The organism is Fusibacter sp. JL298sf-3 (genome assembly GCF_053842995.1).
In genome coordinates this window covers 750453-775727 of record NZ_CM132608.1, presented here as the reverse complement: position 1 = coordinate 775727, position 25275 = coordinate 750453, and the positions used below count along the sequence as shown (strand labels likewise).

Below are 25275 nucleotides of genomic sequence, written 5' to 3'. Positions count from 1 at the left end.
CATGAAAGCTATATGGCAACTGCATGTAAGAGGGTACAAACTCTTCATCAAAAATATCAACCGCATTATCGGCTATCAGTTAATTGTCAGTTTGCTCCTCACCATTTTCATTTTGCCGTTGTTCCACATGATTCTCAACTTGCTGATGAAATCCCGTGGTATGACTTATGTCGCCAACGGTTTGCTTCAAAAGTTGTTGATTTCTCCGCAGGGCATCTTGCTGGTTCTCACCATGCTGATTTTTGGCTTTATCATCGTTATGTTGCAACTTGGGGGCATAACGGTCATAGTCCATCAAATTTTGGTGGAAAGTAGGGAGAGCCGGTTTATCGACATCGTCTTGTACGTCATGAAGCGGTTGAAATACATGCTCGGCTTTGACGGCATTATTATCGCGGTGTATTTTATCTTGCTGGCACCGCTTCTCGAGAGTGAAATACGAATAGGGTTGTTCGACTCGTTGACCATTCCGGTGTTTCTCGTGGAAAAAATAGAATCGAACACCTTCCAGTATGCCTTGGCAATACTTGCCATTGGCGTCGTCGTTGCCTTAACGGTGCGTTGGATGTTTGCGTTACATGCGCTGTTGCTGAACAGGGAGCAAAAAAAGCACTTTCTGAGAGAAAGCGCCAAGTTGCTCAAACACAATTTGAAATACATCGTTAAATACACGTTGGTTTCATTTGCCTTTGCCGTTGTGTTTGCCGTTGCTGGAGCTCTGCTGATGGTTTTGGGCAGTGCCGCGATTATAGCGCTGTTTCCTTTCGGTGAGGCCATTAACACCCTCGTGGTGTTTGCCCTCGGCATCATCCTCCTCTATCTCTGGGGACTGATTTCGATTCCAGCTTCTCTGATTCAGCTGACGCTTTTGTACCATCAGTTGTCGGGCAATGTCGATCCCCTCGAAATCAAGGTGGTCGGCCGGCAGACGCGGCTCAACAGATGGCTGTCCAACAAAGCGGTTATCGGCGTCAGTGCGGTGCTGCTCGTCGTCGGGGTGTCGGCTTATGTGTATGTTTTTGATGTGGCTTTTGCTTCGATTAAGTACGATGTGGCTGTTACGGCGCACCGTGGCAGTTCTTATGAGGCTCCTGAAAACACGCTTGCCGCTGTTAAGCAAGCCTATGAAAACGGTGCTGATTTTGCTGAGGTAGATGTACAGCTTACTAAGGATGGGCACATCATTTTGTTGCACGACTCGAGTTTCAAGAGGACGACAGGGCGGGACGCCAGACCGGATCAATTGACACTTGCTGAAGTGCGAGAGTTGGATGCCGGAAGTTGGTTCTCTGAGGCCTTTGCCGGAGAAAAAGTGGCGACATTAAAAGAGGTCATCGACTTCGCTAAGGACAAAATCGGATTGAATATCGAACTCAAGGGGACGGGTTACAGCCCTCAGATGTATTCAATTCTCGTGGAATTGTTGAGGGAAGAGGACTTTGTATCTTCTTGTGTCATCACCACGCAGAGTCTTGAGGACATTCGTCAATTGGAGGCGCTTGAACCCAAGTTGAAGACCGGTTACATCATGTTTTTGGCATTTGGCAAACTCGATGCGTTAGAAGTGGATTTTTATAGTGTCGAGGCCATCAACGTTACTGAAGCCTTTGTGGAAAATGCCCATCGCATCGGGCGAGAAGTCCATGTGTGGACGGTAAACGACGAAGCCCTTATGGAAAAACTGATCGATTTTGGGGTGGACAACATCATCACCGATAAGGACAAGCGGTTGAGAGAGATTCTTAACGAAGGCTTAACTACATCTTAGTGTTTTTAAACAGCGTAACTTAATAGCGACGCTGTTTTTTTACTTTCTTTTATAAAGTGATGATTATTGGATTAATTTATGATGACATGTGAAAAAAAGGCGTGAAAATGTCAAAAAAGGATATAATATAAATAGATACAAAAGTAAAAACAATACAGTAAATATAATTTATATAAATGTATTGTCAATTGATATAAAGGGGCGTTTTATGAATTTTTTTCACAATGGTGTGAGGACTTACATCACGAAAAACATTTATCAAGACTACTTAATTGAAAAGATTTTATTGATGACTTTCTACGCGGGGAACATTGTCATTTCACTGCTGACAATGGTGTTTCATTACGCGGGATCAATCGATATTGTCATCGTTTCCCAGACATTGCACGCTGTGTTTAGCTTGTTGATTTTGAATGCTTTTGCCAAGAAGGCGACGACGAAGCGCATGTTGCTGTTTGCCAGTGCGTACTCCATTGTACCGTTTTTAGGGATGTGGGCTTCAGTGTCGTTTAAGCACCCAATGGTTATTTTGTACTCAACGGTGTTGCTTATTGTCGACGTTCTAGTTTTTAGCAATCGCACGCAGGTGCTGGTTTTTGCAACGAAGTTTCTCTTAATTGTCGGTCTTTTTGCAGTGGACTATTCGTATCGTGCGGCGACGTTCCCACCGATTGAACTGGACATGCATTTGAGTTTTAGTATAACGATAATGCAGTTTCTCCTCTTTTTTACCATGTACACTTATGCGGTAATTGTCAAGGAGTACAAGGGAATTATCAAAATGTACTCGTACATCGACCCTTTGACGGGCATTAAAAACAAGCGATCATTTGACGACGATCTCATTCGCATAGAAGAGAAGTTTGCCCGTTACGCGTACGCTTACGCCATGGTGTTTTTAGACGTCGACGATTTTAAAGACGTCAACGACGGTTACGGGCACACTGTCGGTGACCAAGTGCTGAAATACATCGCCAACACCATAAAGGGGTCCGTGCGTAAATCCGATGAAGTGTACCGAATGGGGGGAGACGAGTTTATTATTATATTGGACGAAACCAACTATGAGGAAGCCATGTATATTATGCGTTCGATTTTTTCCGATAAGAACACCGTCAACCACTTTGAATTCGATATTGTCATCAGTTACGGCGTTGCTTCCAGAAGTGAAATAGATGGTGAAGTGCGAAGTTTGACACATCTCGCAGACCAGCGAATGTACCACTCCAAAAAAGAAAAGGGAAAAGTCCGGCCGGCGCGCAGCAACGCCAGTAAGATTGTTCTTAAATCGGATAAAATCTCGTCGTCGACGTGATTGGCGGCGATGCTCTCAGGGTATCTACCTGTAAAACATCAAGTTTTACAGTAAAGGAGAGTAACTATGAACGCAACAATAAACCAATTGCTCAACCACAGATCTGTGAGAAAGTTCACAGAACAGACAATAGACACAGAAGTGCTCGAGGCGGTGCTTAAAAGTGCTCAGGCGGCGTCGACCTCTAGTTTTTTACAGGCATACAGCATTGTCAACATATCGAAAGGCCCTGCGAGAGAAGCACTGGCAGGGTATTGCGGCGATCAGCCGTGGGTGGCAAGCGCCCCTGTTTTTTTGGTTTTTCTGGCGGATTTTAATCGGCTCCACAGACTTTGTGACATGGCTGAAAAGCCTTACGACGGCGGCTGGACGGAGCAGACGCTCATCGGTACCGTCGACGCGGCTATAGCGGCTCAGAACGCTTTAGTGGCGGCGGAATCCCTCGGCCTCGGTGGCGTTTACATCGGGGGGATACGGAACTGTCCCGACGAGGTGTCGAAACTGCTCAAGTTGCCGGAAGAGGTGTATCCAGTCGTCGGTCTTTGCCTCGGCTACCCTGAAAAATTACCGGAAATTAAGGCGCGCATGCCGATTGAAATGCTCGTACACGAAGACGTGTATCACGATGTAGATCAAGCGTTGTTAGAGGCCTATGACGACCGAATTACCGCCTACTACACGCGGCGGACAAAGGGTAAGATTACAGACAGTTGGACGGCGTCTGTGGCTAAAAAGCTCGGCGGCGAGATGCGCCCGCATATGAAAGGGTACCTTAACAGACAAAAGATGATGATTAAGTGACTTGCAAAGCCGACTGTTGTTCGGCTTTTTTTGTGTGTGGGCACCTCTGTATTTAAGTTCCCTTTAGGTTCGGCACCTATACTTATAGAGAAGGAGGGGGTTTTTATGAAGATACTGTTGGTAGAAGACGAACGCGAACTCGCTGACGCACTAGTGGCCATACTAAAGCATCATCACTACCAAGTGGACGCTGTGTACGATGGCGAAGAGGCGCTGGCCTATCTGGAGGTCGAAGGGTACGATGGTGTGATTTTAGACGTGATGCTTCCGAAAGTCGACGGCATTGAGGTGTTGAAAAGTGTACGTTCCGCCGGTAATGCGGTGCCAATACTGCTGTTGACAGCAAAATCGGAAATCGACGACAAAGTATTGGGGCTCGATTGCGGGGCAGACGATTATTTGACGAAGCCCTTTGCGTCAAAGGAGCTTCTGGCGCGCCTTCGAGCGGTGACGCGGCGTCAGGGGGACGTGGCCGACAACGTGTTGTCTTTCGGTAATATCAAGCTCCATCGCACGACTTTTGAAATAGAGACAACTGCTGGCCGTCAACGCTTGTCCGGAAAAGAGTTTCAAATGCTCGAGTTGATGATGCTCAATCCGAAGCAACTGATAGCCACAGAGCGCTTTATGGAGAAGGTTTGGGGCTATGAAAGTGAGGCGGAAATCAACGTCGTCTGGGTCAATTTGTCGAATTTGAGAAAGAAACTCGCATCTCTCAAAGCCAATGTGCAGATTAAAGCCACGCGGCACCTCGGGTACACTTTGGAGGCAAAAGATGATTAGTCAATTGAGACGACAGTTTATAGGCATTTCGGTTTCGGCGGTTTTTACGGTACTCTTGGTGGTTTCTGTGGCGACCAACTTCTTAAACTATCGGCATATCGACCGTTTGCCAAGTGAGGTTTTATCAGTTTTGGCCGACAATGACGGTACTTTTCCAAAGCCCGATAGGCCGACAAATGTGCCGAGGGATTTTTCTAGAGAGACGCCTTTTTCAACGCGGTATTTTACCGTGCGATTCTCCGGTTCTGAGATGGTGACACGCGTCGATGTCGAGCGGATTTCGTCAGTAACTGAATCCGAAGCGGTTGGGTTTGCACAGCAGGCTATGGCTGAAGGAAAACCCTCCGGTCGGCTGGACGCGTACAAGTACCGCTTGGTCGAGGGGGCGGGTGAAACACTGGTGATTTTCATCGACTACAGTCGGGAACTGGAGATGATGCGTTCTTTTTTAGTCAATACACTGGGGATTGCCTCAGCGGCGTTGTTAGGTGTTTTTGTGCTGGTGGTCGTGTTTTCAAAACAAGCGGTAAAACCCGTTGTGGAAAGTTATGAAAAACAGAAGCGTTTTATAACCGATGCGGGACACGAACTCAAAACGCCCCTTACGATTATCAATACCAACACAGAGGTTTTGGAAATGACCTACGGGGAAAGCACTTGGTCGAACAGCATCCGCAATCAGACGGCACGTATGTCTAAGTTGGTGGAGAGTCTTGTTGCACTGACGCGTATGGACGAAGCAAAAACGCAGGTTGCCGTAGAGACGTTTTCTTTAACAGAAGCCGCGCACACAGTGGCAGACAGCTTTAAGCTGATGGCGGAAAACAGTGGAAAAACTTTGAAAGCAGCTGTTGAAGAAGGCGTGACCTACACTGGCGAGCCTGAAGCTCTCGAACAGTTGATGACGCTCCTCTTGGACAACGCCGTCAAGTATGCGTTAGAAGGCAGTACAATCGAGTTTTCAATAAAGAGACGGTCAAAAAAGGTGGCGATTCGAGTCGAAAATGCTACTGATGCCTTTGATAGCGGACGCCACGACGTCCTTTTTGAACGCTTTTACCGTGTGGATACTTCGAGAAACAGCCAAAAAGGCGGATACGGCATCGGTTTGTCGATTGCAAAAGCTGTGGTAATAAGACATAGAGGACAGATAAAGGCACTGAGTCCAGATGGTAAAAGTCTCGTAGTAGAAGCGGTATTGTAAGCGCGTTTATTTAAAGTAAAGCCTCAACGGGTCAATTGTATCGACGCCGGTTGAGGCTTTTTTGTTGAGCCGAAGGTTTTCCTCTGGATACTCGGGGCAGACAATCACCTGTTTGATGCACTAAAAGCGCATTAAATGCCATTTTTACGACAGCGCAGATACTGAGAAAGACTTTTTCGAAAGTTTAGGTTCGATTTAATTTGAACTTTAAGTTCACTTTAGTTTGGTTGCGTATACTGACAGTAATCAAAAGGAAGGAGTGGCACTTATGAATGTACAATCGAAATTTGAACGCAGTGAACAAAAGTATTTAATGACGAAGCTTCAGATGCGCATGTTAAAACAATTGATGGCAGAGTACATGGTGCCGGACACTTACGGCGCAACAACCATTGGCAATCTTTATTACGATACGGCAGATTATAGGTTGATTCGACGTTCTCTGGAAAAGCCGATTTACAAAGAGAAGCTGCGCGTTCGGAGCTATGGACTTGCCAAAGAAAATGCCCAAGTCTATGTGGAACTTAAAAAGAAGTACGACGGCATCGTCTACAAACGGCGTCTCTCCCTGCGAAATAAAGATGTTCCCGCCTTTTTCGGTGGTGCGGTATCTGTAGCAGGCGCGGGACAAATTGTCGACGAAATCGACTATTTCAGGCGTTATTACGGACACTTGGTGCCGGTAATGGCCATCTATTATTATAGAGAAGCGTATTTTGATCGATTTGACAGTTCCTTTCGCGTAACGTTTGACACGGACATCGTCTATAGAACTGAACAGTTGACATTGGAAGTTGGGGCCTATGGAGAACAGGTGCTTTCGAAAGAGCAAGTTCTGATGGAAGTCAAGACAGTTAGCGGGCTCCCCATATGGTTGACACAGTTCCTAACATCGGAAGGGCTCTACAAGATATCATTTTCGAAATACGGTCGCGCTTATCAGAAAACGTCTATGAAAGGAGGGCATGGGTATGTCGCTTAATTTTACTGTGACGACTTTAGCCGATTTTCTATTGAGTATCGGGGTGGCATTGGGCATCGGTCTGTTTTTAGCGGTTAGTTATACTTATAGAACTCGATATACGAAGAGTTTCGTCGTAACGTTGGCGTCTCTCCCAGCTGTAGTCAGCGTCATTATTATGATGGTCAACGGCAACATCGGTGCAGGGGTGGCTGTGGCCGGGGCCTTCAGCCTCGTGAGATTTCGTTCGGTTCCCGGAAGTGCCAAGGAAATCGGCGCCATCTTTTTGGCCATGGCGGCGGGGCTGGCTGTGGGGATGGGGTACTGGGTGCACGCAGGTGTGTTCACACTGGTGTTAGGCATTTTCAACGGCGTGTTGACACACAGTGGTCTCGGAGAAAAGAAGGTGGGCGATCGCGTACTCCGTATAACAGTACCGGAGGACCTCGATTACACCGGTGCCTTTGACGATTTGTTTGAAACGTACACTTGTCGGTGGCATCTCGTAGGCGTTAAAACCACTCACTTAGGGAGTTTGTTTAAATTGACTTACCATCTCACTTTGAAAACGGAAGATCGAGAAAAGGCGCTGATCGACGCTATGAGATGTCGCAACGGAAATTTAGAAATTTACATGACACATGATACCAATGCAAGTGGTGAACTGTAAGGAGGTTCCAGTATGAAGAAATGGCTTGGGCTAATTGTATCGGTACTACTGATACTGGCAGGGTGTACGACGACCGAGGGTGTTGTCGTTGAAGAGATTCAAGTGGATATGCCCCTAGAATCGGAACAAATCGAGGCGAACACAGCGGAAGAGACAACGGTTGATGCTGTAACACTTCAGCTCAGTGGCAATGGAATCGAGGGGACACCAAAAGGCGTCACAGTGGGTACAGGGACTGCAACGATTACGGAATCGGGCAGTTACAGGCTCACAGGGGCGTGGACCGATGGCCAAATTGTCGTCGATGCCGACAGCGACTCAGAAGTGTCGCTGGTTCTGGATCAGGTGACCATAGAGCATTCGGAAAGTGCCGCCATCTACGTAGCACAAGCTGAGAAAGTGACCATCGTCTTGGCATCGGGTACTGAAAATATATTGAAAACTACCGGTGCTTTTGTTAACTCAGATGAGATTACTATCGACGGTGTCGTTTTTTCAAGAGACGATTTGGTTCTCACTGGTGAAGGTACCCTCTATATTGAGTCGGCAGAAGGACACGGCGTCGTCAGCAAGGACACCCTTGCCATCGAAAGCGGCTCATATACCGTCGATGCAGCCGGACACGGCTTTGAAGCTAATGACGCTATAAGTGTACAAGGAGGTACCTTTGATGTAACGGCGGGAAAAGATGGGTTTCACAGTGAAAATGAGACGGATCAAGATTTGGGCAATATCGTAATAGAAGCAGGTTCGTTGACGATTTCATCGGGATCAGACGGCATGCACGCCGGTGGCTCATTGACGATTTACGACGGTGAAGTGGTTGTTAATCAAAGTGTGGAGGGACTTGAAGGCAAGACGGTTTCAATTCTCGGCGGGGTCATCGATATCACAGCTTCTGACGACGGGATCAATTCTGTAAACGGCGTCGAAACGGCGGTTACCGGCGCGAGTCAGAGTCAGCTCAAAGGTGGCTTTGAAACCTCCGACGGCAGTGCGGTCCTTATTTCCGGCGGCACAATAGCGGTAGATGCTGAAGGAGATGGCATAGACAGCAACGGCGATCTCAGCATTTCCGGCGGTACGATTTTAGTAGCAGGACCGATAAGCGATCGCGATGGGGCACTGGATTACAACGGCAATGCCAATATAAGCGGAGGCGTAGTGATTGCAGCAGGTGCCAGTGGTATGGCACAAAATTTCAGCAGTGCCACTCAGGGGTCGGCACTAGTGATTCTAAGCGGCTCACAAACGGGTACAATTCGCCTATTGGACGATTCGGGCACTGTCATTACGGCGTTTTCTCCGAACAAGGCCTACCGTTCAGTGGTGGTGAGTGCACCTGAACTGGCAGTGGGTGAGACGTATACAATAGAGGCGGGCGGAGAAACACAGACGTTCACTCTGACCGACACACTCTACGGCGCCGGCGGCATGCGAGGCGGTGGAATGGGACAACCGCCTCGTAGGCCTTAAGTTGAGAGAATATCGAAAAGCAGTTTGGGGTTGCATTTGTATCTGTGAGCACCTACAGGACAAATGTAACCTTCTTTTATGAGGGCGTTAAACTCCCTGTAAAAAGACCCTCTGGACATGCCGAGAGACGCTAGTGTACACGTTTTCGACATGGTGACCCAAATGGGATTGCACCTTTGTCTGTAGATTTCTTGTAAAAAGAAATACGCCATGCGCTGTCTGTTGTTCTGTATGCTAAAGAGAATAACTTTTTCTGTGAGGAACTGATGCTGGGCTTTTAAAAAGCGCCAAAAGGCGTGAAACAAATGGGCGTCTTGGCACAGGAGTTCTGTAAATGCGGGTTCTTCCATCACGGCGATTTTAGAGGGTGCTGCGGTTTCGTAAGAAATAAACTCTCCGATAATTTGCCCTTGGCACAAACCGAAAAATGCGTTGGGTTCTACAAACTGTAAAGGAATCCATTTGCCGTTGGGCATTGTAACAGAAATCGTTACACTTCCCGAAGCGAGGTAAAAAATGGGGTGATCTTCAGTGAGAGCAACCGGTAACTTTATATGAGCCGGATAAGCAGTTGTTTCTTTAAGGTGTTTTGAAAATACGGTGTTCATAGAGATAAGATCGGTCAACTCTGGATTGTACACAGATGCCTCCTTCAAAATGAGCGGTTGTATAAATTTAGACAGACAAGAGATCCACTCTCATAGTATACTGTCAAAGACAGTGAAATTCAATATCAATTAATTCAGAAGGGAGTTGACGATGGTCAGACAATACAGCATGGAAGACCCATTGATGCGCTCTGTGGAAGAAATAAACTGCTGGCTCATTCTAATGGGAGAGCCGCTCTTTTTACCAAAGTATATAGAAGAAAGCGGTGCCGAAGAAGACGATGGTGACGCTAATACAGACAGGTGACACCCATGTACACTGTTTTATTAATAGAGCCTAGAGCGCGGTATTCAGAATACGCCGCCACCCTTAAAACGGTAGAAAGCGTCAGCCGTGTAGTGGCTGCTTCCAGCGGCGCTCAGGCCATTGAATGTCTCAAGAAGGCGTCTGTGGACATGGTTTTTGCCGTTTTGGAACACGCTAGAGACGAGGGGGTAGACGCTTGCAGGCAGGTGCGTGCCTTTGAAGAAGAAATTCCCATGGTGGTGCTCTCGGCCACACCGGATTTCGAGTGTGCACGTTGTGCACTCAAACTGAAGTGTCACGATTACCTTCATCAGCCCTTCGACCGAAGTAAGTTTACAAATGTCCTATGCGGCGTAGCTACGAAAGAAAAACGCCTGTGTGAAAGTCTGTTTAACGATTTGCGAAAAGCGTTGAAAGCAGGCGATATTCGCGGGGCTAAAGAAGCGTTTGAAGGGCTTGTCAACAGCTGTCCTACAGGGTATGCCAAGTGCCGCAAACTGCGTGGTGTTCTCAAAGAGGGCATCGAGTATTACGGTGCCGAAGTATCCTTACCGGTGTTGCTACCACATGTCAAGGTGATGGATACAAACACGTTCATTCTGAAGGATACCTTTGAGAGATTAGTTAAAGCGATCGTCGACAATAAGCTGGCAACATACAATCGGGAAATCGACTACGCATTGAACTACATTGAGCACCGCGTTTGCGAAAGGCTGACGTTGGAGGCGGTTGCAAGTTATATGAACATCAGCGTGTACTATTTCAGTAAGTTTTTTAAGCGCAAAACAGGCTGCAATTTTGTAAATTACGTTACTCAGCGAAAAATGGAAATCGCCTGTAGCCGTTTGACGCAGACAGAAGATTCTGTTGTAACCATCGCCTATGAGCTCGGTTATGCGGAGTCCAATTATTTCAGCAAGGTCTTTAAAAAGACGTTTGGGATTGCCCCAACGATGTATAGAGAACTCCATTAGGGACGGTTCTTTTGTGCCGAAATCCACTAGTATTTTACAATTTTATAGACGTCCGATTGCTGTTAAGCCAGTCTGTAAGAGCATTTTGACAATCTGCTGGTTTTGTAGTATTTGCAGCACATCGATACGATAACAGTTTCCCAGCGACGGGCACGAATCGGTATAGGTATTGGTTGAAACTAAGTATTTTCAATTGCTAAGGACGTCTATACGCTGTAAATGGCACAAAAGAACCGTCCCTTTTTGTCGTTAAATGAACGAATTGTTAACTTAAAATGAATATACAAAAAATACTGGAACTTTCTCAAAGAGGCCTCCGTCTTAAGGCAGTAGTCAGTTACAAGTATAAGCATCGAATAGGAGGTAAGAGCATGAAGAAAATAGTGACAGTATTAATTTCTCTGATGATGTTGTGGTTTGTCGTCGGGTGTTCGACCCAAACTGAAGAAACCCCACCACCTGACATCTCTACGCCACCGGACAGCGGATCAGAGATTGAACCGGGAGGTAGCATGCCTGGTGGAGAAACCCATCCGGGAGGTGGCTCAGAAAGTATCCCAGGCGGAGAAATCCCTCCGGGAGATGGCTCAGAAAGCACCCCTGGCAGCGAAACCCCTCCAGGAGACGACTCTGAAAAAAAACTGGCAGTGAAACCCCTCCGGGAGATGACTCTGAAAGTACCCCTGGAAGTGACGCGCCGGCAAAAGGTGGCGAATAGAGAAGCCATTTATTTAGATTAGAATGAAAAGCGTATGGACAATTACAAGAACTGATTAACGAAGTGTAGGAAACTCTAAATTAATTAGACTCTAAAAAGGCGTCTTATAATCATAGTTAAGATAAAATAAAAGCGTCGCCGAATGGCGGCGCTTTTAACTGTTTACAACTATTGTGTCAAAAGACTTGAAAAAGAGAGTTTGAACATAAAAAACATTCAAAATAAGGAACTTTTTCTTGCATCTTTCGTCTTAATCACATAGTCGTAATACAAGTCATGTATTTTAAAGGAGGTATTTCATGAAAAAAGCACTAGCAGTTTTAATAGCCACAATGATGTTGTGGGTGGTGGTCGGCTGTTCGTCGACGCCGACAGAAGAAACGCCATCGGTAGAAAATCCGGCCGGTACTGAAACAGAAGGTTCAGAAGGCGCTAGCACTAACGGCGCCGGTGACAACACCGCTATCAACGTATCTGAGGAAAACAAAGAAGTAGACGGCGAACAAGCAGCGTCTGCTGTTATTGGTGAAATTGTTCAAATTGAGGGCGATCAAGTGGATGTCGTGTCAGGCGATATCGTCGAACGCTATACCGTTGAAAATACAGACAAAGCGCTCTATTTAGGCCAGTGGGTCAGTGTTGAGCTCAACGGAGAAAAAGCAGTGGTCGTACCTTATTTAGAGAATGATTTCAGTGTTAAGTTCACATCTATGGGCGATAAGATGTTGCCATTTAAAGGTGTTGTGAAAGAAGTCAAAGCTGAGAGCTTTGTCGTAAACAGCGGTGACGAAATAGTTGAAATCAGTACATCGCCGGAACTTAAAATAAAAGTCGGTTCAGAGGTATCCGGTTGGTACGCAAACTTTGGCGAAACAGCACAATTAATCGAGTTGTATGACGAAGCCAATAAGCTGGAAGCTTCTGTAGAGAAAATTGATCGTTCTGAAGAAGGCGAACTGATTTTGACTGTTAAAGCAGGTGAGAAGAGTTATACCTGTTACACAAAAGACGCTAATATCGAACGCAACATTTCTGAAATTGAAAAAGGTGACGTGTTGACAATTTACCATAACGGCACTTCTGAGAACCCCAAAGAGATTAATGCTACTTTAATTCGCTAAGCAATAGAAAGGCTTTACTTGTTTGAAAACGGATTATCTACTGATTAAAGGAGGATTCGCACATGAAGAAAGTAATGTCAATCGTACTATCGCTCGTTCTGTTACTTGGGATGATTCCGGCATTTGCCGTTGGCGATCAATCTAATGAAAAAGACCCGCAGTTGCCGGAAAGTGAAACAAGCGATCAACTGGAAGTAGGCAATGTGCCAGCTGGAACCGCAGGTGAAAAGCTCAAGCACTACGGGTTCATCTCTGGAGGCACCGGCGGTGACCTTATGGAGGATTCCGAATTTTCAAGAGAGCAACTGGCAAAAATACTTGCCGAGCTCAGTGGAAAAGCCGATGAAGCAGTTGCTTTTAAAGGCAATGTTACGTTTAAAGATGCCAAAGACATCGGGAAATGGGCGTTGCCATATGTGGCGTACGCCGCTGAACAAGGTTGGCTAAAAGGTAATGAAAAGAATGAGTTTATGCCTAAAGAAGCTGTAACCGGCAAAGCGTTATTAACAGCAATGCTAAGAGTACTCAAATATGAAACCAAATGGGAAACTGTTGTAGAAGACGCCGCTGAAGTGGGCTTCACAGCGCCTGAGGGCGATCTCACAAGAGGGCGTGCTTTTGAAACTATTTGGACAGTTGTAAGCGAAGTACCATCGAAGGGATCAGATGTTCCACTTGGCGTTGAACTCGGTAAATTGGAACCTGAAAAACCTGTTCCTACTGAGTTGGATTTCACACCGACGGCATCAAACTTAAAAGAAGTAAAAGTGGAATTTAATCAAGAGGTCGATCGTGAAACCGTAAAAGATGCCAACTTTGTTATTAAAAAAGGCACATCTACCATTAAAGCAAAAGCGGCTCTTTTAGAAAGCAATACAGCTGTTCTGACCGTCGATGGTGACGGCCTTTCCAACCAAGGTGCCTACACGCTAAGTGTAGAAAAAGTAAAACCTGTCAACGGCACTGAAATCGCTAAGACAACTAAAGATTTCACAGCTTTTGACCGGGATTTACCTGAGGCAAAAGAAGTTAAGGTAACGGGACCTAGGGACTTGAAAATCACGTTCAATGAACCGATTAAGACAGCCGGCACTATTGAAATTAAGCAAGAAAACACCATTGTAGGCAATAGCACAACAGTTAGTGGCAAAACAGTTTCTGTAAAAGCGTATAGCAACTTTATAGAAGGCAAGAATTACGCTGTTAAAGTAACGGGCTTCAAAGATTATGCCGATTACGCCAATGTTGCGGCGACTTTGGAATTCACTTACGCAAAAGATGAAACACCACCAGTGGCTTCTATTGTGAAAGCAGAGCAAGATTACGTGGTTATCGACTTTGACAAGCCAGTAAACGGTCTCAAGAAAGAGTATTTCTACCACACATTTAACGCATGGCAATCCCTTGGCATCTACAGCGACATGGAAATGAGCAAAGAGATTAAGACCTCAGATTCTGTCAACAGAGTATATATTAAGTTCTACGATGCCAACGAGAAAAACCAAGATAAGAACAGACCTCTGCCTGAGGGCACTGTCAACGTCGGTATATCCGGTGCGGAAATTAAAGACAACTGGGGCAACAAGCTCGGTGACATTACACTTCCGGTAACGATTAAGTCGGATACAACACAGCTGGCGTTTGAAACTGAAGTTAGAGAAGAAAACAAGATTCTTGTCAAGTTTAACAAAGCGATTCAGACAACAGAAATCTCCAGCAAGAATTTTGAAGTACTCGATCAAGATGGTAAGACCATTTCAGGTCTCATCGTGACGGTTAATCCGAAAGACAATAAAAACATCGAGCTGACGTTGAATCAAAAATTAGCAGGTAAAACAGTAACTCTCAACGTCAAAAATATACGAGAACTGGGCATAGCGGGCACTAAGATTGAAAGCGAAACCGTTATGGTTGAAATCACAGACAAAACATCACCTTCAGTGTCAAGAGCTTACCACAACTTGAAACCTGTATCGGGTAAAAACGATGAATTCTCGACGAAGGAGCTGATTGTTCAGTTCTCTGAAGGTGTTGACGGTCAAACCGCTCTTGTGGCATCAAATTACTCTTTGGTCTATGGCACAAATCTCGTCGTTCTGACAGAAAGTGTCGACTTTGACAACGACAATGAAAAAGTTAAAGTTCAATTGACTGACGCACAAGCAAAAGAGCTTAAAGCGTACATCGAAAGTCCGGCTCAAAAAACAGCGCCGGTTAAACTTCAAGTCATCAATGTCAAGGATTTGGCTGGCAATGTGATTAAGCCAATTCAGCAGAAGGTGGAAGGAGACGTTGCTTCGTTTAAAGTGCAGTTGGAATCTGTAAAAGCCACTGCTAAAAACAAGTTGGTGATTACGTTTAATGACAAGCTCGTCGATTTGTCGGAAGGTTCATTCTTAATGAACAACGGCAGCGACAGCAGTGAGTTTACTTTGACACAAGAATACGAAGGCAGCAAAACCGTTGTAACGCTTGAGAACAATAAAGCGGACTTCTACAACACCAAAGCGGAAAAAGCAAAACTCGTCATTAATTACAACGGTTTTAAAGATTCTTACGGAAGTGCTGTAAAAGAAATGGATATTCCGAAGGAAATGAAGCCAAATACGGCAGACCCTTCAAAAGTTGTTATCACAGCGGGTATTGAAGATAAAATCGCTCCTGAAATTGTAGAAGACAGCAACCAAGTCAAAGCGGTTAAAGTTTACGATGACGATTCAAATGGATCGCTGGATACGTTGGATATTCAATTTACCGAGCCGATGGCCAAGCAATATATCAGCCTTGACAAGTTCACTGTAGATGGTTTCACCATCAAAGAAGTCGTAACAGACAACAACGATGCGACCATTCGTTTGAAGCTTGTTGAGCAAAAAGACGGCGCAGGCAAACCTCTAAACAATGTGACACAAAATCAAAAACTCATTATTGGTGAAGGTTTAAGAGATGTTAAAAACAATTTGTTCCTGACTTCGACCTCTTACATCGATGTCAAAGCAGGCGTAAAGTAGTTGTTGAACGTCTCAGTCAGCAGATGCTCGGTGCAGCAGTCCTGTGATTGTTAGATAAGAGGTTAAAGGGCATCGACACAGCAACTAAAAGTTGTTGTCGATGCCCTTTGGCTTAACGCATTTATTAGAGGCTATGAGACAGATGGGCACCACGCTTGATTGAGTCGTATACATCGGCGACGCCGTCTATGATTTAGAATGCGCTGAAGCGAGTTGCGTGACGTTTGCTCTTGTTAAATGGGGCGCAAAAAACAGGCATGCGTTTAAAAAAGTCACTTGTACTTTAGAAACGCCCGGCGATTTGCTTCAACTATTGACGCCATAGTGAAGATGCCAGTGGTCACCTGTAAATAGCGTCTCTTACTCTGTTTGACAGACTTTATAAGGCGCTATCTCTATACATAAATCAAACTAAAGGAGTCAATGGGGATGAAAGATAGAAGGGAAGAAATTATCCGCCAATGGTTTAGGATGTGGCTTTGACTTTTGAAGGCGAGTATACCGTCGTAGAAGATTACAATAAAAACCTACACGTGGAACATTAAGCCAGGGCTTAAGTTCAGCAACGGCAAAGAAATTAAAGCGGAACACTATGTTGCAAATCTTTTACTGTGGAACAGCAAGTTTGTTGCAGACTTAGGTGGGGACAACACCGCGGCATACAGGCTCGTCGGTCCCGACGCGTATTCTAAAGGCAAGTTCCTGTACGAATCGTTGGTTAACCAAGGTTACAACGTCACCATTGCACTTCAACCGTTCTACGTTATCATCGCCTTGTTGACCAACTTGATTATCGACTTGAGCTATGGGCTTGTAGACCCTAGAGTGCGCGTCAATAAGTAGGGGGGAGAGTATGCATGCGTAACAAATCAAAAAGAAATTGTTCTAAAGAACCAAGACGCTTTCGGTTTATTACAACTAAAAAAGCGTTGTCCATATATGAAGAAGAGGTCATACAGAGCCCTTTTGCCACCGTACTTAAAACTTTTTCAGATAATCGTGTTGGCATGACGGCGCTCGGTATCTTTTTACTGGTGTTTTTAACGGTGGTTATCGGACCGAAGTTGCGACCGGTCGACCTCTCGTATTCAGAATCGAGCCAAGTCAATGTACCGCCGGGATTTGATATGATGAAAGTGCCAAAAGAGATCGACGGCAACATCAAGCAAATTGACATAGGCCCGACGTTTTCAGTTTGCCGTTGGTAACGACCACGTGCTCGCTGTGAATGCGGAAGGCAAACTCTTTTCTTGGGGAAATGACAGACAAAAATAATCGGGCATCCCACCTGAGGTTGCACAGCTCGGCAACATCAAAGAGGTTTGTACAGGTTGCCAAAGTTAGTCTTTAATAACAGAAGGTGGTAAAACATTCTTCTTCGGTAACTCCAGAACAAACGATTACTATGAATTTCACCAATACTAAGGTCAAATCGACAAAGTCGCCATGTCCGGTGAGAGTTTTATCGGTCTCACTTACGACCGAGAAGTCGTGTTTTTAGGGTTTAAAACAGATGGGATATTTTGACAAATTCCAGAAGTGGGTAAAGTCTCGGGAACATCCGCGACGCTAGTAGCGGTAAATGAAAACGGCAAATTAGCTGCTTGGGGTGCCGACAACTTCAAACAGGCGCCTTTAGTAAAAGGGGGGGATCGTGTCTGATTCCGGGAGAAAAGGCGCAAAACAGAGACAAAAAGCCGTTTTATGTCGTGTAACATGCAGCATGGTGTTACAATTTCTGTGTTCTATCACAACTCGAAATACCCAACTTGGAATCAGGTACATGTTATTGGACTGTATCCGGAAGCTATAAGTCACTATGCAATTGATTTTTCAAAAGGTCTTGAGCAAGCCGATTCTATTTCTTTTGAAGAGAACTTTAAAAAACTGAATAAAATAAGGACAATGGCGTATAAGGCCATTGGCGCGAAACTCGTATGAGGTGCCATGCTCTACAAGGCAAACTGTTTAATAGCGCCATATGCAGGCCTGTTGTCGGTTTGCCCGGTACATAAACCCCTTACGCCTTTTTAAAACGGAAGGCTTACTTCTCGGCCCCGTCGTCCTCGTCGCTTACAGGTACCCACGCCTTGCCGAACTCCGTGTCGCGAAACAAAGCCGTTAATCCCGTGATTTGCTTTAACCTGAGGATTTCATCGGCGTCCATTCCAAGGTGTTTTGCAAGCCAGGCATCACTTCTTCCTATTGCGTGAAGCTCTTTGACAATTGTGCTCATTAAATCGACATCATGTGACCCCCGCGCCCGATTGTGCCGAATGGTGCTGGCCATGCGCTCGTCAAAAGGCTTGTCGATAATCACGACGGGGAGGACGCCCTTCTCGCGTCTGTAGATGTCTTCGTGTTCTTTCATAATCCGGTAGCGATGAAAGCCGTCGATAATGGTGTAAGTGTCGTGCGCTTCTGAATAATAACAGACGATGGGCTGCGTAAAGCCATCTTCTTTAATGCTGTCGTAAAGCAATGCCATCTCCGGAGGTGCAACTGCATTCGGGTTGTAAGTATTGGCCACGATTTTTTCCAGTGGCACGGGGACGACTTTGTAAACCGGACTTGTAAACTTCATATCCAATCCTCCAAGATTTTGTATTTCTTTCTAATGCAATTGATTGTCATCTGTTCGTGGCGTTTCAGTCCAAACCCCATAGAACGACAAAGGTGGTCGTTCTTTAATATGCACAGGCACATCCGCTTCCAAGAAGGGACGTCTTTTGTACTTTTGATATCATCGGTGTTGTCCGGTATGGGTTGAAGAAAGACGACTCTGGACTTTTATCCAGTGTGTAATTTGAAACGCCGTTTCGTCTGATTTTATAGCCGTTTTCAATGAGCTCTAAAATAATGGTCTCCGACAGACCGCCACCTGTTCTGTGCCAAAAGTCTATAGAGGTTTTAAACTTTTTCACATACGCCTCTTTAAGAGGCGCCGGCAATGTGTCCAATAAAAAATGCGTATAGGATTTCCAAGTATGGCCTTCTGGCAATACGATGTCTCGAGCGCCTAGAGCTTTAGACTTGCCGTATAGAGCGGTGAAATTCGCACCGTGGACGCGCCCTACGAGTTTGCTCCAGGTCTCGGGTTCCAAGACTCTGTACAAGTTCAGCGCTTCTTTTGCATAATCGTTAAATGGCGATGCTACTCGCATCTGACGCGGCTTGAGACCCGCCTTGTGGTACAGGTCATAAAGTGGGTTGTATGCGTAGCCAAATCGGCTGTACGCTGTCCATACATCCGATACAGTCCAGTCGTAAAGTGGCGAGGCCGTCCAAACGTTTTTAAATTGATTTGAAATCCAACAGCATTGCTCGTAGGCGTGTTTTTTATTTAGGAACCCACTGTAGCGGTTTAACGATTCATCCGCTCGCATTCCCAAAAGGCAGATGGTTTTCCTATTGCCGTGCGTTTTCTTGTACCATCTGCCGAATTGTTTGGACAAATCTTCTTGAAGCATTTTATACCGATAAAAGGACAGTGGGTTGTTTTTCATATGGATGACATAGGGGTTGTCCGGCATCGGCCTGACCCAAAGTGCTTGTTTTTCGTCGTCCCAAGGGTACCAATAGATTTGGTAATTGCTCAAAGCTGTTCGGGTTGCCATGGGTAGGCAAACCCAGTAGGGATCTATCTCGTGCATATGGTCTTCGAACATCTTCTCAATGTACTGTGTGGTGACTTTGTACTGCGCTTCAAAGTCTTGGTGAAATACGCCGACGGGCTGAGTGATGTGATGGCGCTTTTTATAGTCCAATACCATTTGAAGCAGTAAGCCGCTGTCCTTGCCGCCGCTGAATGCAATGTAAATGTTGTCAAACGATTCAAAGAGGAAGTTCATTCTCTCTTGAAAAGCCTCATAAACGTCGATGTCGAGTGTTTTTTTCTTCATAACGAGCGCCTCTTTCCAAATTTGTAAACAAGTGACTTAGGGGAGATGGTTTCGGACATTCGAAAAAGCCACCTTAACATCCGAAATCAGGGGGGATTAGACAGACGCATTTCAAACCGGGAGGATTAAAATGTTCGATATCGGTGGCTTCTCCGAAACTAGTATGCCCTTAGGACGTATTGGGGCTGAAAGAGTTCCTATTTTTTTGTGAATTAATTGTTAATTCGTATAAGCTTATCCAAAATAGTGGACGTGGAACTTTTTGACCGACTGTGGCGTCTAATACGCAGTTGCTGAATACATAGACCATATGTACACATTTAAGAGGAGGATTATCCATGAAAAAAACAACTGCTGCTTACTTGGCGGCGCTATTGCTGACGGTTGCGGGATGCTCAAGGGCCCCTAAAGACCAACAGTCAATTGTTGCAGACAATACCCCAGTAGAAGCGTCACAGGTCGTAAGGCGAGAAGATGTGGGGGAGCAGGTTGTCATCGGAACTATACGGGCTTTTGGAGAGGGGAATGTTCACTTGCTCACTGGGGATACTGTTGGCGTATACGACTACGACAATACGTCAGAGACATTTTACCTCGGCCAAAATGTTCAACTTGCCGTGGACGCGGACAAGCAGGTATTAAAACCTTATATCCGAGAGTCTTTTGAAAATACCCATACTTCTGAGGGCGATTTGTTGTTTAAGGCCACAGGTAAGCTGACGGAAGTCGCTTCTGAGAGGATTGTGATGATGACACCGCAAGAACAACTGACACTTGCCACGCCGACGGACATCGATTTGGAAGTGGGGACTGAAGTATCGGTCGATTATGCGCTCGTAGGAACTTCACCGGTTTTGATGACGCTATACAACGAGTCCACAAAACTTGTGCTGGCTGTCGACGCCATAGAAAGAGCGGATGACGGGGAGATGGTTCTTCAGTTACGAGATGCAGATAACCAGCCCTATATCTGTAGAACGAAAAGTGCTGTGCTGGAGGTTAACTTATCAGAGCTCAAAGTAGGGGATGTCATAACGGTTTATCACGACGGCATCATGGAGAGCATGCCCATGCAGTTGGACGCGACGTTAATCCGCAAATGGATAGGCACCAGTTCATAAAAGTGCAAAAAGAAACAAGAAAGTGTAAATACTTTTATGTTTAAAACCTCTATAATAAGAAATGTTAGATTGTTAAAAACAAAACAATCATTTGAAAGATCAATTAGGAGAGGGGTAATCACCATGAAAAAGTTTTTTGCACTTTTTTTAGTGTGCGCACTTGTGTTTACGGCTGTCGGCTGTGGCAAAACAGCAGAAGCCGACCAACCGGCAGTTGATGAAACACAAGCAACAGACAACGAAACAGCTGAGGGTATGAAAGACGGCGTTTATGAAGGTATCGGTGCCGGTAAAGACAGTGACATCAAAGTCAATCTCACCGTCGAAAACGGCGCTGTTAAATCAATTGAGCTCATTGAAAATGAAGACACAAAAGGTATTAGCGATGCGGCCATCACAGAGATTATCGACGAAGTTGTGGCCAACAACAGTGCAGCCGTTGATGCTGTAAGCGGCGCAACGTATACCAGTGAAGGCCTTATTGCGGCTATAACCGATGCAATGATTAAGGCCGGTGCAACAGAAGCACAACTCAATGCCAAATCAGATGGAGAGAGTGAAACACTGGCGCCAATTGAAGAGACGTTCGACGTCGTCGTTATTGGCGCAGGTGGCGCGGGTTTAACTTCCGCTATAACGGCAAAAGAAGCTGGCGCAAGTGTGGTCGTTATTGAAAAAATGGGCTTTGTCGGCGGCAACACTTTGCTTTCAGGTGGCGAGATGAACGTGCCGAACAGCTGGGTGCAAGAGCATGAAGCTGTTGAAGACAGCATCGAACTTTACACTGAAGATACGCTGAAAGGCGGCGACAACGAAGGGACGCCTGAGTTGGTGGCAACAATGGCTCAAAACGCTTTAAGCGCAGCGACATGGCTTAAAGACGACGTTCAAGTAGAGTACCAGCCGGACTATTTGATGCAGTTCGGGGGACACTCTGTTCCACGTGCTATTTTCCCAAAAGGTGGTTCAGGCTATGAACTTATCAGCAAGTTAAAAGCCAAAGCAGAAGCACTGGGCATCGAAATTATAACACAGACAAAAGCAGAAACACTGCTCACAGATGAAAACAACCGCGTTGTGGGCGTAGAAGCTATGCAAAAAGGCAAACAGCCGATGGTGTATTTTGCGGACAAAGGCGTCATTTTGGCAACAGGCGGTTTCGGTTCCAATATCGAAATGCGCAAAACACACAACGCAGAATACGATGAACGCTATATGTCGACAGATCAAGAGGGCACAACAGGTGACGGTATCGTCATGGCTGAGGCCATTGGCGCCGACACCATGCACATGTCTTATATCCAGACGTATCCGACGTGCAGCCCGCGTACTGGTATCTTGTCCTATGTGGCAGACACGCGTTTTGACGGTGCTGTTCTCATCAACAAAGAAGGCAAGCGTTTTGTAGAGGAGCTCGATAGAAGAGATGTTATTTCCAAAGCGATTTTAGCGCAGAGCGACGCGTACGGTTACCTAATCTGGGATCAGACGATTACAGAAAAGAGCCATATGGAAAACTATATGAAAGAGTACGAAGAGTTGATGGCAAATGGTGAACTCTATAAAGCCGATACTTTAGAAGAACTCGCTGCTTATTTCGATATCCCAGCTGAGCAGCTAAAAACCACTGTAGAAACATACAACGCGTATGCGGAAAATGGCAAAGATGAAGACTTCAATAGAAGAGGCGACCTCATTGCATTGACACAGGCACCGTTCCACATCCAAAAAGTGGCGCCATCTGTGCACCATACAATGGGTGGTATTGTCATCGATACCGATGCACACGTGCTCACTGCTGACGGCGCAATTATTGAAGGCCTCTTTGCAGCAGGTGAAGTCACCGGTGGTATTCACGGCAAAAACCGTCTCGGCGGCAATGCGATTACAGACCTTGCGGTATTTGGTAGAATTGCCGGCGAAAATGTAGTAAAATAAAGAAAAGACTTATAGGCTGTCTCGAAATGGAGGCGGCCTTTTCGCCGTTTCGAAAGAGGGAGAATATGAAATCGCTATGGCTAAAAATCGCAGGCAGTTTTGCGCTGTTGATTGTTGCAACTGTCGTAGGTCTGTTACTGCTCATCAACGGACAAGTAAAGAAGACCAACGCGGTGTTGACGGAGACGCTAACGGAAAAGCTGGTGGAAGCCAAGGTGGCTCAAATTGACGGATGGCTTCAGCAGCGTACAGGAGAGCTCAAAGTCATCACTGAGAACACCCCGCTCGTCGCTATGAATATAGCCAGAACGCGCCAATACTTACGCGCGCTGGGGGCAAATCATCGAGAAGAGTTTGAATCGTTTGCCATTGCCACTTTAGACGGAGACGCTTGGACGAGTGACGACATCTACATCGATATTCGCGACCGCGATTATTTTAAGCGCATCACATCAGAAAATCTCGACTATGTCGTCAGCGAACCGATTATATCCAAGTCTAACAACGAGCCCATCGTGGTGATTATTCACGCCATCCGAGATGCCGCGGGTAATCAGGTAGGGTTCGTCAATGGGGCCATCCGTTTGTCGCGCCTTTCAGATGTGGCTTCTGAAATTGCACTTTACGACAGCACGGGCTGGATATGCGATGCAAACGGCGATATTTTGACTCAGCGTTTTGACGCACAGAACACGCCGTTTAATATTCACAAAGCGGCGAGTTACGGGTATGTAGGATTTGAGCGCGTGTCGGCGGAAATGCTGAATGGCGGCTCGGGCATGACACCGATTACCATGCCCGACGGCGTGAGCAGTCGCGTGTTTTATGCGCCAATTCCCAGCGCTGACGGTTGGTCAGTCGGGATTATTATAGAGGAAAAAGCCATAGATGCCCCAACCCATCAACTGGTGATAAGCATTGCGATTCTAGGGGGGCTTATGGGTGCTTGTGCCTTGGGCGTCGCCATTGTCATCGCGCGTTCCATTGTACGGCCTGTGAAGGCGATGCAGGGGTTAATGGCCATTGCAGAAGGGGGCGATCTCACGGTGCGCTGTGAAAATCCCAGCGGTGATGAAATCGGGCGCCTCGGTGAGAGCTTCAATGAAATGATTGTTCAAATTGAGTCGCTGATGCAAAAGGTGTATCGTGAAGAGCAGGGGAAGCGCCTGGCAGAACTCATGGCGCTCCAGTCGCAAATCAACCCGCATTTTCTTTACAACACGTTGGATACTATCCACTGGATGGCGCTGGATTACGACGCTGAAGATGTGGCCGATATGATTACGTCGCTTTCTGAACTCCTGCGACTGTCCATCAACCGCGGGCGGGAAATAATCGATTTGAAAGGTGAAATCGCTCATATACAGCACTACCTGTTTATTCAGAAAGTTCGATACGATGATCAGATAACTTACGCCATCATTTGTGACAGCGCCCTCGAATCACTTCCCGTAATGAAACTTCTCCTTCAACCGATTGTGGAGAATGCCATTTACCACGGTATCAAAACCAAACGCGCTAAGGGACATATTGCCATCGAGGTGACTGTTTCCGATGAACACCTCGTTATGACAGTGACTGATGACGGTGTGGGCATGTCGCCTAAGCGCTTAGAAACGGTTCGCCGGATGCTTGATGAAACCTACCAGCAGGCTACTTATGACGGCTATGGCCTTTTTAATGTTCACAAGCGCTTGCAATTGGCGTTTGGCAAAGAATATGGGGTATCGGTAGAGAGTACGCCGCAAGTCGGTACGCGCGTCACGTTGTGTCATCCCATCTTAGAGGAGGGGGCTGCTTATGAAAATTTTAATCGCCGATGATGAAAAGCGCATTCGAACGGGGATGTCAAAGATGATTACGGGGTTGAACATGGGGGTTCAAGTTGTGGCTGAAGCACCTGATGGGGAGACGGCTTTAACGTTGGCGCGTGAGAAGAAACCCGACGTTATCTTTGCGGATCTCAACATGCCGTTTCTCAATGGGCTGGATTTTATTGAACAGGTTAAAGTTTTTTTACCCGATGTGATTGTGGTGATTGTCACGGGCTACGACCTCTTTGAATACGCACAGAGAGCTGTTAAACTGCATGTACACGATTACTTGCTAAAGCCAGTGACTAAACAGAAGATGGAGGCGGTGCTGACGTCTGTTAGAAAGTTGCACAAAGTACATTCGCCAGAGGCGCCGGCGACGGTTTCCGCAATTGTGGCTCGGCTGATGCGTCACATTGAGAGCTATTACGACGATCCCGAGCTTACGCTTCAAGGCGTTGCGGATGTTTTTCAGATGAGTCCGTCGTATTTGACGCGCTTGATGCGACAAGAGCTGGATATGTCGTTTGTGGATTATCTGACGGAAGTGCGTCTTAACCGCGCCATTGAGTTGATGACGGGAGAGGCTACAGAAGTCAAGCTGTATGAAATTGCAGCGGCTGTAGGTTACACCAGTCAGCATTACTTCAGTCGGGTGTTTAAAAAGAAAATGGGCGTTGCGCCCCTTGAGTACAAGCAAGGCAGATTTTAGGGACGGTTCTTTTGTGCTAGAATCCTATATATTTTACCATATATGTAAAAATTGAATTAGCGCGTGTAGAG

The 25275-nt window shown here is 46.1% G+C and carries 23 protein-coding genes and 1 pseudogene; 21 read left to right on the top strand and 3 right to left on the bottom strand.

The window, feature by feature from the left end:
- Nucleotide 1 precedes the first annotated feature (1 nt).
- From ACR6HW_RS03735 to ACR6HW_RS03700, 8 genes are all read left to right on the top strand, one after another.
- Nucleotides 2–1768 (top strand): glycerophosphodiester phosphodiesterase family protein, encoded by a 1767-nt coding sequence (locus tag ACR6HW_RS03735; RefSeq protein ID WP_455729825.1) that lies wholly within the window; start codon nt 2–4, stop codon nt 1766–1768.
- 208 nt (nt 1769–1976) lie between these two features.
- Complete coding sequence (locus ACR6HW_RS03730) at nt 1977–3083, top strand: GGDEF domain-containing protein (RefSeq protein WP_455729824.1); 1107 nt, start codon at nt 1977–1979, stop codon at nt 3081–3083.
- A gap of 66 nt (nt 3084–3149) precedes the next feature.
- Nucleotides 3150–3884, top strand: coding sequence for an oxygen-insensitive NADPH nitroreductase (gene nfsA / locus ACR6HW_RS03725; protein WP_455729823.1), 735 nt, complete (start codon nt 3150–3152; stop codon nt 3882–3884).
- 105 nt (nt 3885–3989) lie between these two features.
- Complete coding sequence (locus tag ACR6HW_RS03720) at nt 3990–4667, top strand: response regulator transcription factor (RefSeq protein ID WP_455729822.1); 678 nt, start codon at nt 3990–3992, stop codon at nt 4665–4667.
- Nucleotides 4660–5871: a sensor histidine kinase gene (locus ACR6HW_RS03715; RefSeq protein WP_455729821.1), complete on the top strand. Its 1212-nt coding sequence runs from the start codon at nt 4660–4662 to the stop codon at nt 5869–5871. Before ACR6HW_RS03720 ends, ACR6HW_RS03715 begins: the two co-directional genes overlap by 8 nt.
- A 268-nt stretch (nt 5872–6139) precedes the next feature.
- On the top strand, nt 6140–6853 hold the full coding sequence (locus tag ACR6HW_RS03710) for a polyphosphate polymerase domain-containing protein (RefSeq protein ID WP_455729820.1): 714 nt from the start codon (nt 6140–6142) through the stop codon (nt 6851–6853).
- Complete coding sequence (locus ACR6HW_RS03705; RefSeq protein WP_455729819.1) at nt 6843–7502, top strand: DUF4956 domain-containing protein; 660 nt, start codon at nt 6843–6845, stop codon at nt 7500–7502. The genes ACR6HW_RS03710 and ACR6HW_RS03705 overlap by 11 nt, the downstream gene beginning before the upstream one ends.
- Nucleotides 7503–7514: 12 nt before the next feature.
- Complete coding sequence (locus ACR6HW_RS03700; protein WP_455729818.1) at nt 7515–8978, top strand: carbohydrate-binding domain-containing protein; 1464 nt, start codon at nt 7515–7517, stop codon at nt 8976–8978.
- Here ACR6HW_RS03700 and ACR6HW_RS03695 read toward each other — a convergent pair.
- On the bottom strand, nt 8975–9619 hold the full coding sequence (locus tag ACR6HW_RS03695; RefSeq protein ID WP_455729817.1) for a Crp/Fnr family transcriptional regulator: 645 nt from the start codon (nt 9617–9619) through the stop codon (nt 8975–8977). The two genes, ACR6HW_RS03700 and ACR6HW_RS03695, sit on opposite strands and share 4 nt — an antisense overlap.
- Before the next feature lie 118 nt (nt 9620–9737).
- On the opposite strand from ACR6HW_RS03695, the gene ACR6HW_RS03690 reads away from it, so the two are divergent.
- The 9 genes from ACR6HW_RS03690 to ACR6HW_RS03650 all read left to right on the top strand — a co-directional run bounded on the left by ACR6HW_RS03690 (nt 9738) and on the right by ACR6HW_RS03650 (nt 17658).
- The gene (locus ACR6HW_RS03690) at nt 9738–9893 is read left to right on the top strand and encodes a hypothetical protein (RefSeq protein ID WP_455729816.1); all 156 of its coding nucleotides are present in this window, start codon (nt 9738–9740) and stop codon (nt 9891–9893) included.
- 5 nt (nt 9894–9898) lie between these two features.
- On the top strand, nt 9899–10867 hold the full coding sequence (locus ACR6HW_RS03685) for a helix-turn-helix domain-containing protein (RefSeq protein ID WP_455729815.1): 969 nt from the start codon (nt 9899–9901) through the stop codon (nt 10865–10867).
- Nucleotides 10868–11238: 371 nt separating this feature from the next.
- Complete coding sequence (locus ACR6HW_RS03680) at nt 11239–11607, top strand: hypothetical protein (protein ID WP_455729814.1); 369 nt, start codon at nt 11239–11241, stop codon at nt 11605–11607.
- 277 nt (nt 11608–11884) lie between these two features.
- Entirely contained in the window at nt 11885–12706 is an 822-nt protein-coding gene (locus ACR6HW_RS03675) for a hypothetical protein (protein WP_455729813.1), read from the top strand.
- Between the two features lie 62 nt (nt 12707–12768).
- The gene (locus ACR6HW_RS03670; RefSeq protein ID WP_455729812.1) at nt 12769–15717 is read left to right on the top strand and encodes an Ig-like domain-containing protein; all 2949 of its coding nucleotides are present in this window, start codon (nt 12769–12771) and stop codon (nt 15715–15717) included.
- Nucleotides 15718–16431: 714 nt separating this feature from the next.
- The gene (locus ACR6HW_RS03665) at nt 16432–16560 is read left to right on the top strand and encodes a hypothetical protein (protein WP_455729811.1); all 129 of its coding nucleotides are present in this window, start codon (nt 16432–16434) and stop codon (nt 16558–16560) included.
- 14 nt (nt 16561–16574) lie between these two features.
- The gene (locus tag ACR6HW_RS03660) at nt 16575–16925 is read left to right on the top strand and encodes a hypothetical protein (protein ID WP_455729810.1); all 351 of its coding nucleotides are present in this window, start codon (nt 16575–16577) and stop codon (nt 16923–16925) included.
- Nucleotides 16926–16932: 7 nt separating this feature from the next.
- Complete coding sequence (locus ACR6HW_RS03655) at nt 16933–16992, top strand: hypothetical protein (RefSeq protein WP_455730859.1); 60 nt, start codon at nt 16933–16935, stop codon at nt 16990–16992.
- A gap of 429 nt (nt 16993–17421) precedes the next feature.
- Nucleotides 17422–17658 (top strand): hypothetical protein, encoded by a 237-nt coding sequence (locus ACR6HW_RS03650; RefSeq protein WP_455729809.1) that lies wholly within the window; start codon nt 17422–17424, stop codon nt 17656–17658.
- 103 nt (nt 17659–17761) lie between these two features.
- Here ACR6HW_RS03650 and ACR6HW_RS03645 read toward each other — a convergent pair whose 3' ends face one another.
- Together ACR6HW_RS03645 and ACR6HW_RS03640 are read right to left on the bottom strand one after the other, a co-directional pair.
- Complete coding sequence (locus ACR6HW_RS03645) at nt 17762–18301, bottom strand: IbrB-like domain-containing protein (protein ID WP_455729808.1); 540 nt, start codon at nt 18299–18301, stop codon at nt 17762–17764.
- Nucleotides 18298–19619 (bottom strand): annotated as a pseudogene (locus ACR6HW_RS03640) (phosphoadenosine phosphosulfate reductase). The gene ACR6HW_RS03645 and the pseudogene ACR6HW_RS03640 overlap by 4 nt, the downstream one beginning before the upstream one ends.
- A gap of 338 nt (nt 19620–19957) precedes the next feature.
- Between ACR6HW_RS03640 and ACR6HW_RS03635 the strand changes: the two are divergent.
- The 4 genes from ACR6HW_RS03635 to ACR6HW_RS03620 all read left to right on the top strand — a co-directional run bounded on the left by ACR6HW_RS03635 (nt 19958) and on the right by ACR6HW_RS03620 (nt 25204).
- Nucleotides 19958–20740, top strand: coding sequence for a hypothetical protein (locus ACR6HW_RS03635; RefSeq protein ID WP_455729807.1), 783 nt, complete (start codon nt 19958–19960; stop codon nt 20738–20740).
- Between the two features lie 123 nt (nt 20741–20863).
- Complete coding sequence (locus tag ACR6HW_RS03630) at nt 20864–22678, top strand: flavocytochrome c (protein ID WP_455729806.1); 1815 nt, start codon at nt 20864–20866, stop codon at nt 22676–22678.
- A gap of 65 nt (nt 22679–22743) precedes the next feature.
- Nucleotides 22744–24501 carry a cache domain-containing sensor histidine kinase gene (locus ACR6HW_RS03625; protein ID WP_455729805.1) on the top strand — a complete coding sequence of 586 codons (1758 nt, stop codon included), beginning with the start codon at nt 22744–22746 and terminating at the stop codon, nt 24499–24501.
- Nucleotides 24479–25204: a response regulator transcription factor gene (locus ACR6HW_RS03620; RefSeq protein ID WP_455729804.1), complete on the top strand. Its 726-nt coding sequence runs from the start codon at nt 24479–24481 to the stop codon at nt 25202–25204. The genes ACR6HW_RS03625 and ACR6HW_RS03620 overlap by 23 nt, the downstream gene beginning before the upstream one ends.
- Nucleotides 25205–25275: the final 71 nt, after the last annotated feature.

Bases quoted from the DNA above. Each gene is read 5' to 3' on its own strand.
- ACR6HW_RS03735 (WP_455729825.1), top strand. From the start codon at position 2: ATGAAAGCTATATGGCAACTGCATGTAAGAGGGTACAAACTCTTCATC.
- ACR6HW_RS03730 (WP_455729824.1), top strand. From the start codon at position 1,977: ATGAATTTTTTTCACAATGGTGTGAGGACTTACATCACGAAAAACATT.
- nfsA (WP_455729823.1), top strand. From the start codon at position 3,150: ATGAACGCAACAATAAACCAATTGCTCAACCACAGATCTGTGAGAAAG.
- ACR6HW_RS03720 (WP_455729822.1), top strand. From the start codon at position 3,990: ATGAAGATACTGTTGGTAGAAGACGAACGCGAACTCGCTGACGCACTA.
- ACR6HW_RS03715 (WP_455729821.1), top strand. From the start codon at position 4,660: ATGATTAGTCAATTGAGACGACAGTTTATAGGCATTTCGGTTTCGGCG.
- ACR6HW_RS03710 (WP_455729820.1), top strand. From the start codon at position 6,140: ATGAATGTACAATCGAAATTTGAACGCAGTGAACAAAAGTATTTAATG.
- ACR6HW_RS03705 (WP_455729819.1), top strand. From the start codon at position 6,843: ATGTCGCTTAATTTTACTGTGACGACTTTAGCCGATTTTCTATTGAGT.
- ACR6HW_RS03700 (WP_455729818.1), top strand. From the start codon at position 7,515: ATGAAGAAATGGCTTGGGCTAATTGTATCGGTACTACTGATACTGGCA.
- ACR6HW_RS03690 (WP_455729816.1), top strand. From the start codon at position 9,738: ATGGTCAGACAATACAGCATGGAAGACCCATTGATGCGCTCTGTGGAA.
- ACR6HW_RS03685 (WP_455729815.1), top strand. From the start codon at position 9,899: ATGTACACTGTTTTATTAATAGAGCCTAGAGCGCGGTATTCAGAATAC.
- ACR6HW_RS03680 (WP_455729814.1), top strand. From the start codon at position 11,239: ATGAAGAAAATAGTGACAGTATTAATTTCTCTGATGATGTTGTGGTTT.
- ACR6HW_RS03675 (WP_455729813.1), top strand. From the start codon at position 11,885: ATGAAAAAAGCACTAGCAGTTTTAATAGCCACAATGATGTTGTGGGTG.
- ACR6HW_RS03670 (WP_455729812.1), top strand. From the start codon at position 12,769: ATGAAGAAAGTAATGTCAATCGTACTATCGCTCGTTCTGTTACTTGGG.
- ACR6HW_RS03660 (WP_455729810.1), top strand. From the start codon at position 16,575: ATGCGTAACAAATCAAAAAGAAATTGTTCTAAAGAACCAAGACGCTTT.
- ACR6HW_RS03650 (WP_455729809.1), top strand. From the start codon at position 17,422: ATGTCGTGTAACATGCAGCATGGTGTTACAATTTCTGTGTTCTATCAC.
- ACR6HW_RS03645 (WP_455729808.1), bottom strand. From the start codon at position 18,301: ATGAAGTTTACAAGTCCGGTTTACAAAGTCGTCCCCGTGCCACTGGAA.
- ACR6HW_RS03635 (WP_455729807.1), top strand. From the start codon at position 19,958: ATGAAAAAAACAACTGCTGCTTACTTGGCGGCGCTATTGCTGACGGTT.
- ACR6HW_RS03630 (WP_455729806.1), top strand. From the start codon at position 20,864: ATGAAAAAGTTTTTTGCACTTTTTTTAGTGTGCGCACTTGTGTTTACG.
- ACR6HW_RS03625 (WP_455729805.1), top strand. From the start codon at position 22,744: ATGAAATCGCTATGGCTAAAAATCGCAGGCAGTTTTGCGCTGTTGATT.
- ACR6HW_RS03620 (WP_455729804.1), top strand. From the start codon at position 24,479: ATGAAAATTTTAATCGCCGATGATGAAAAGCGCATTCGAACGGGGATG.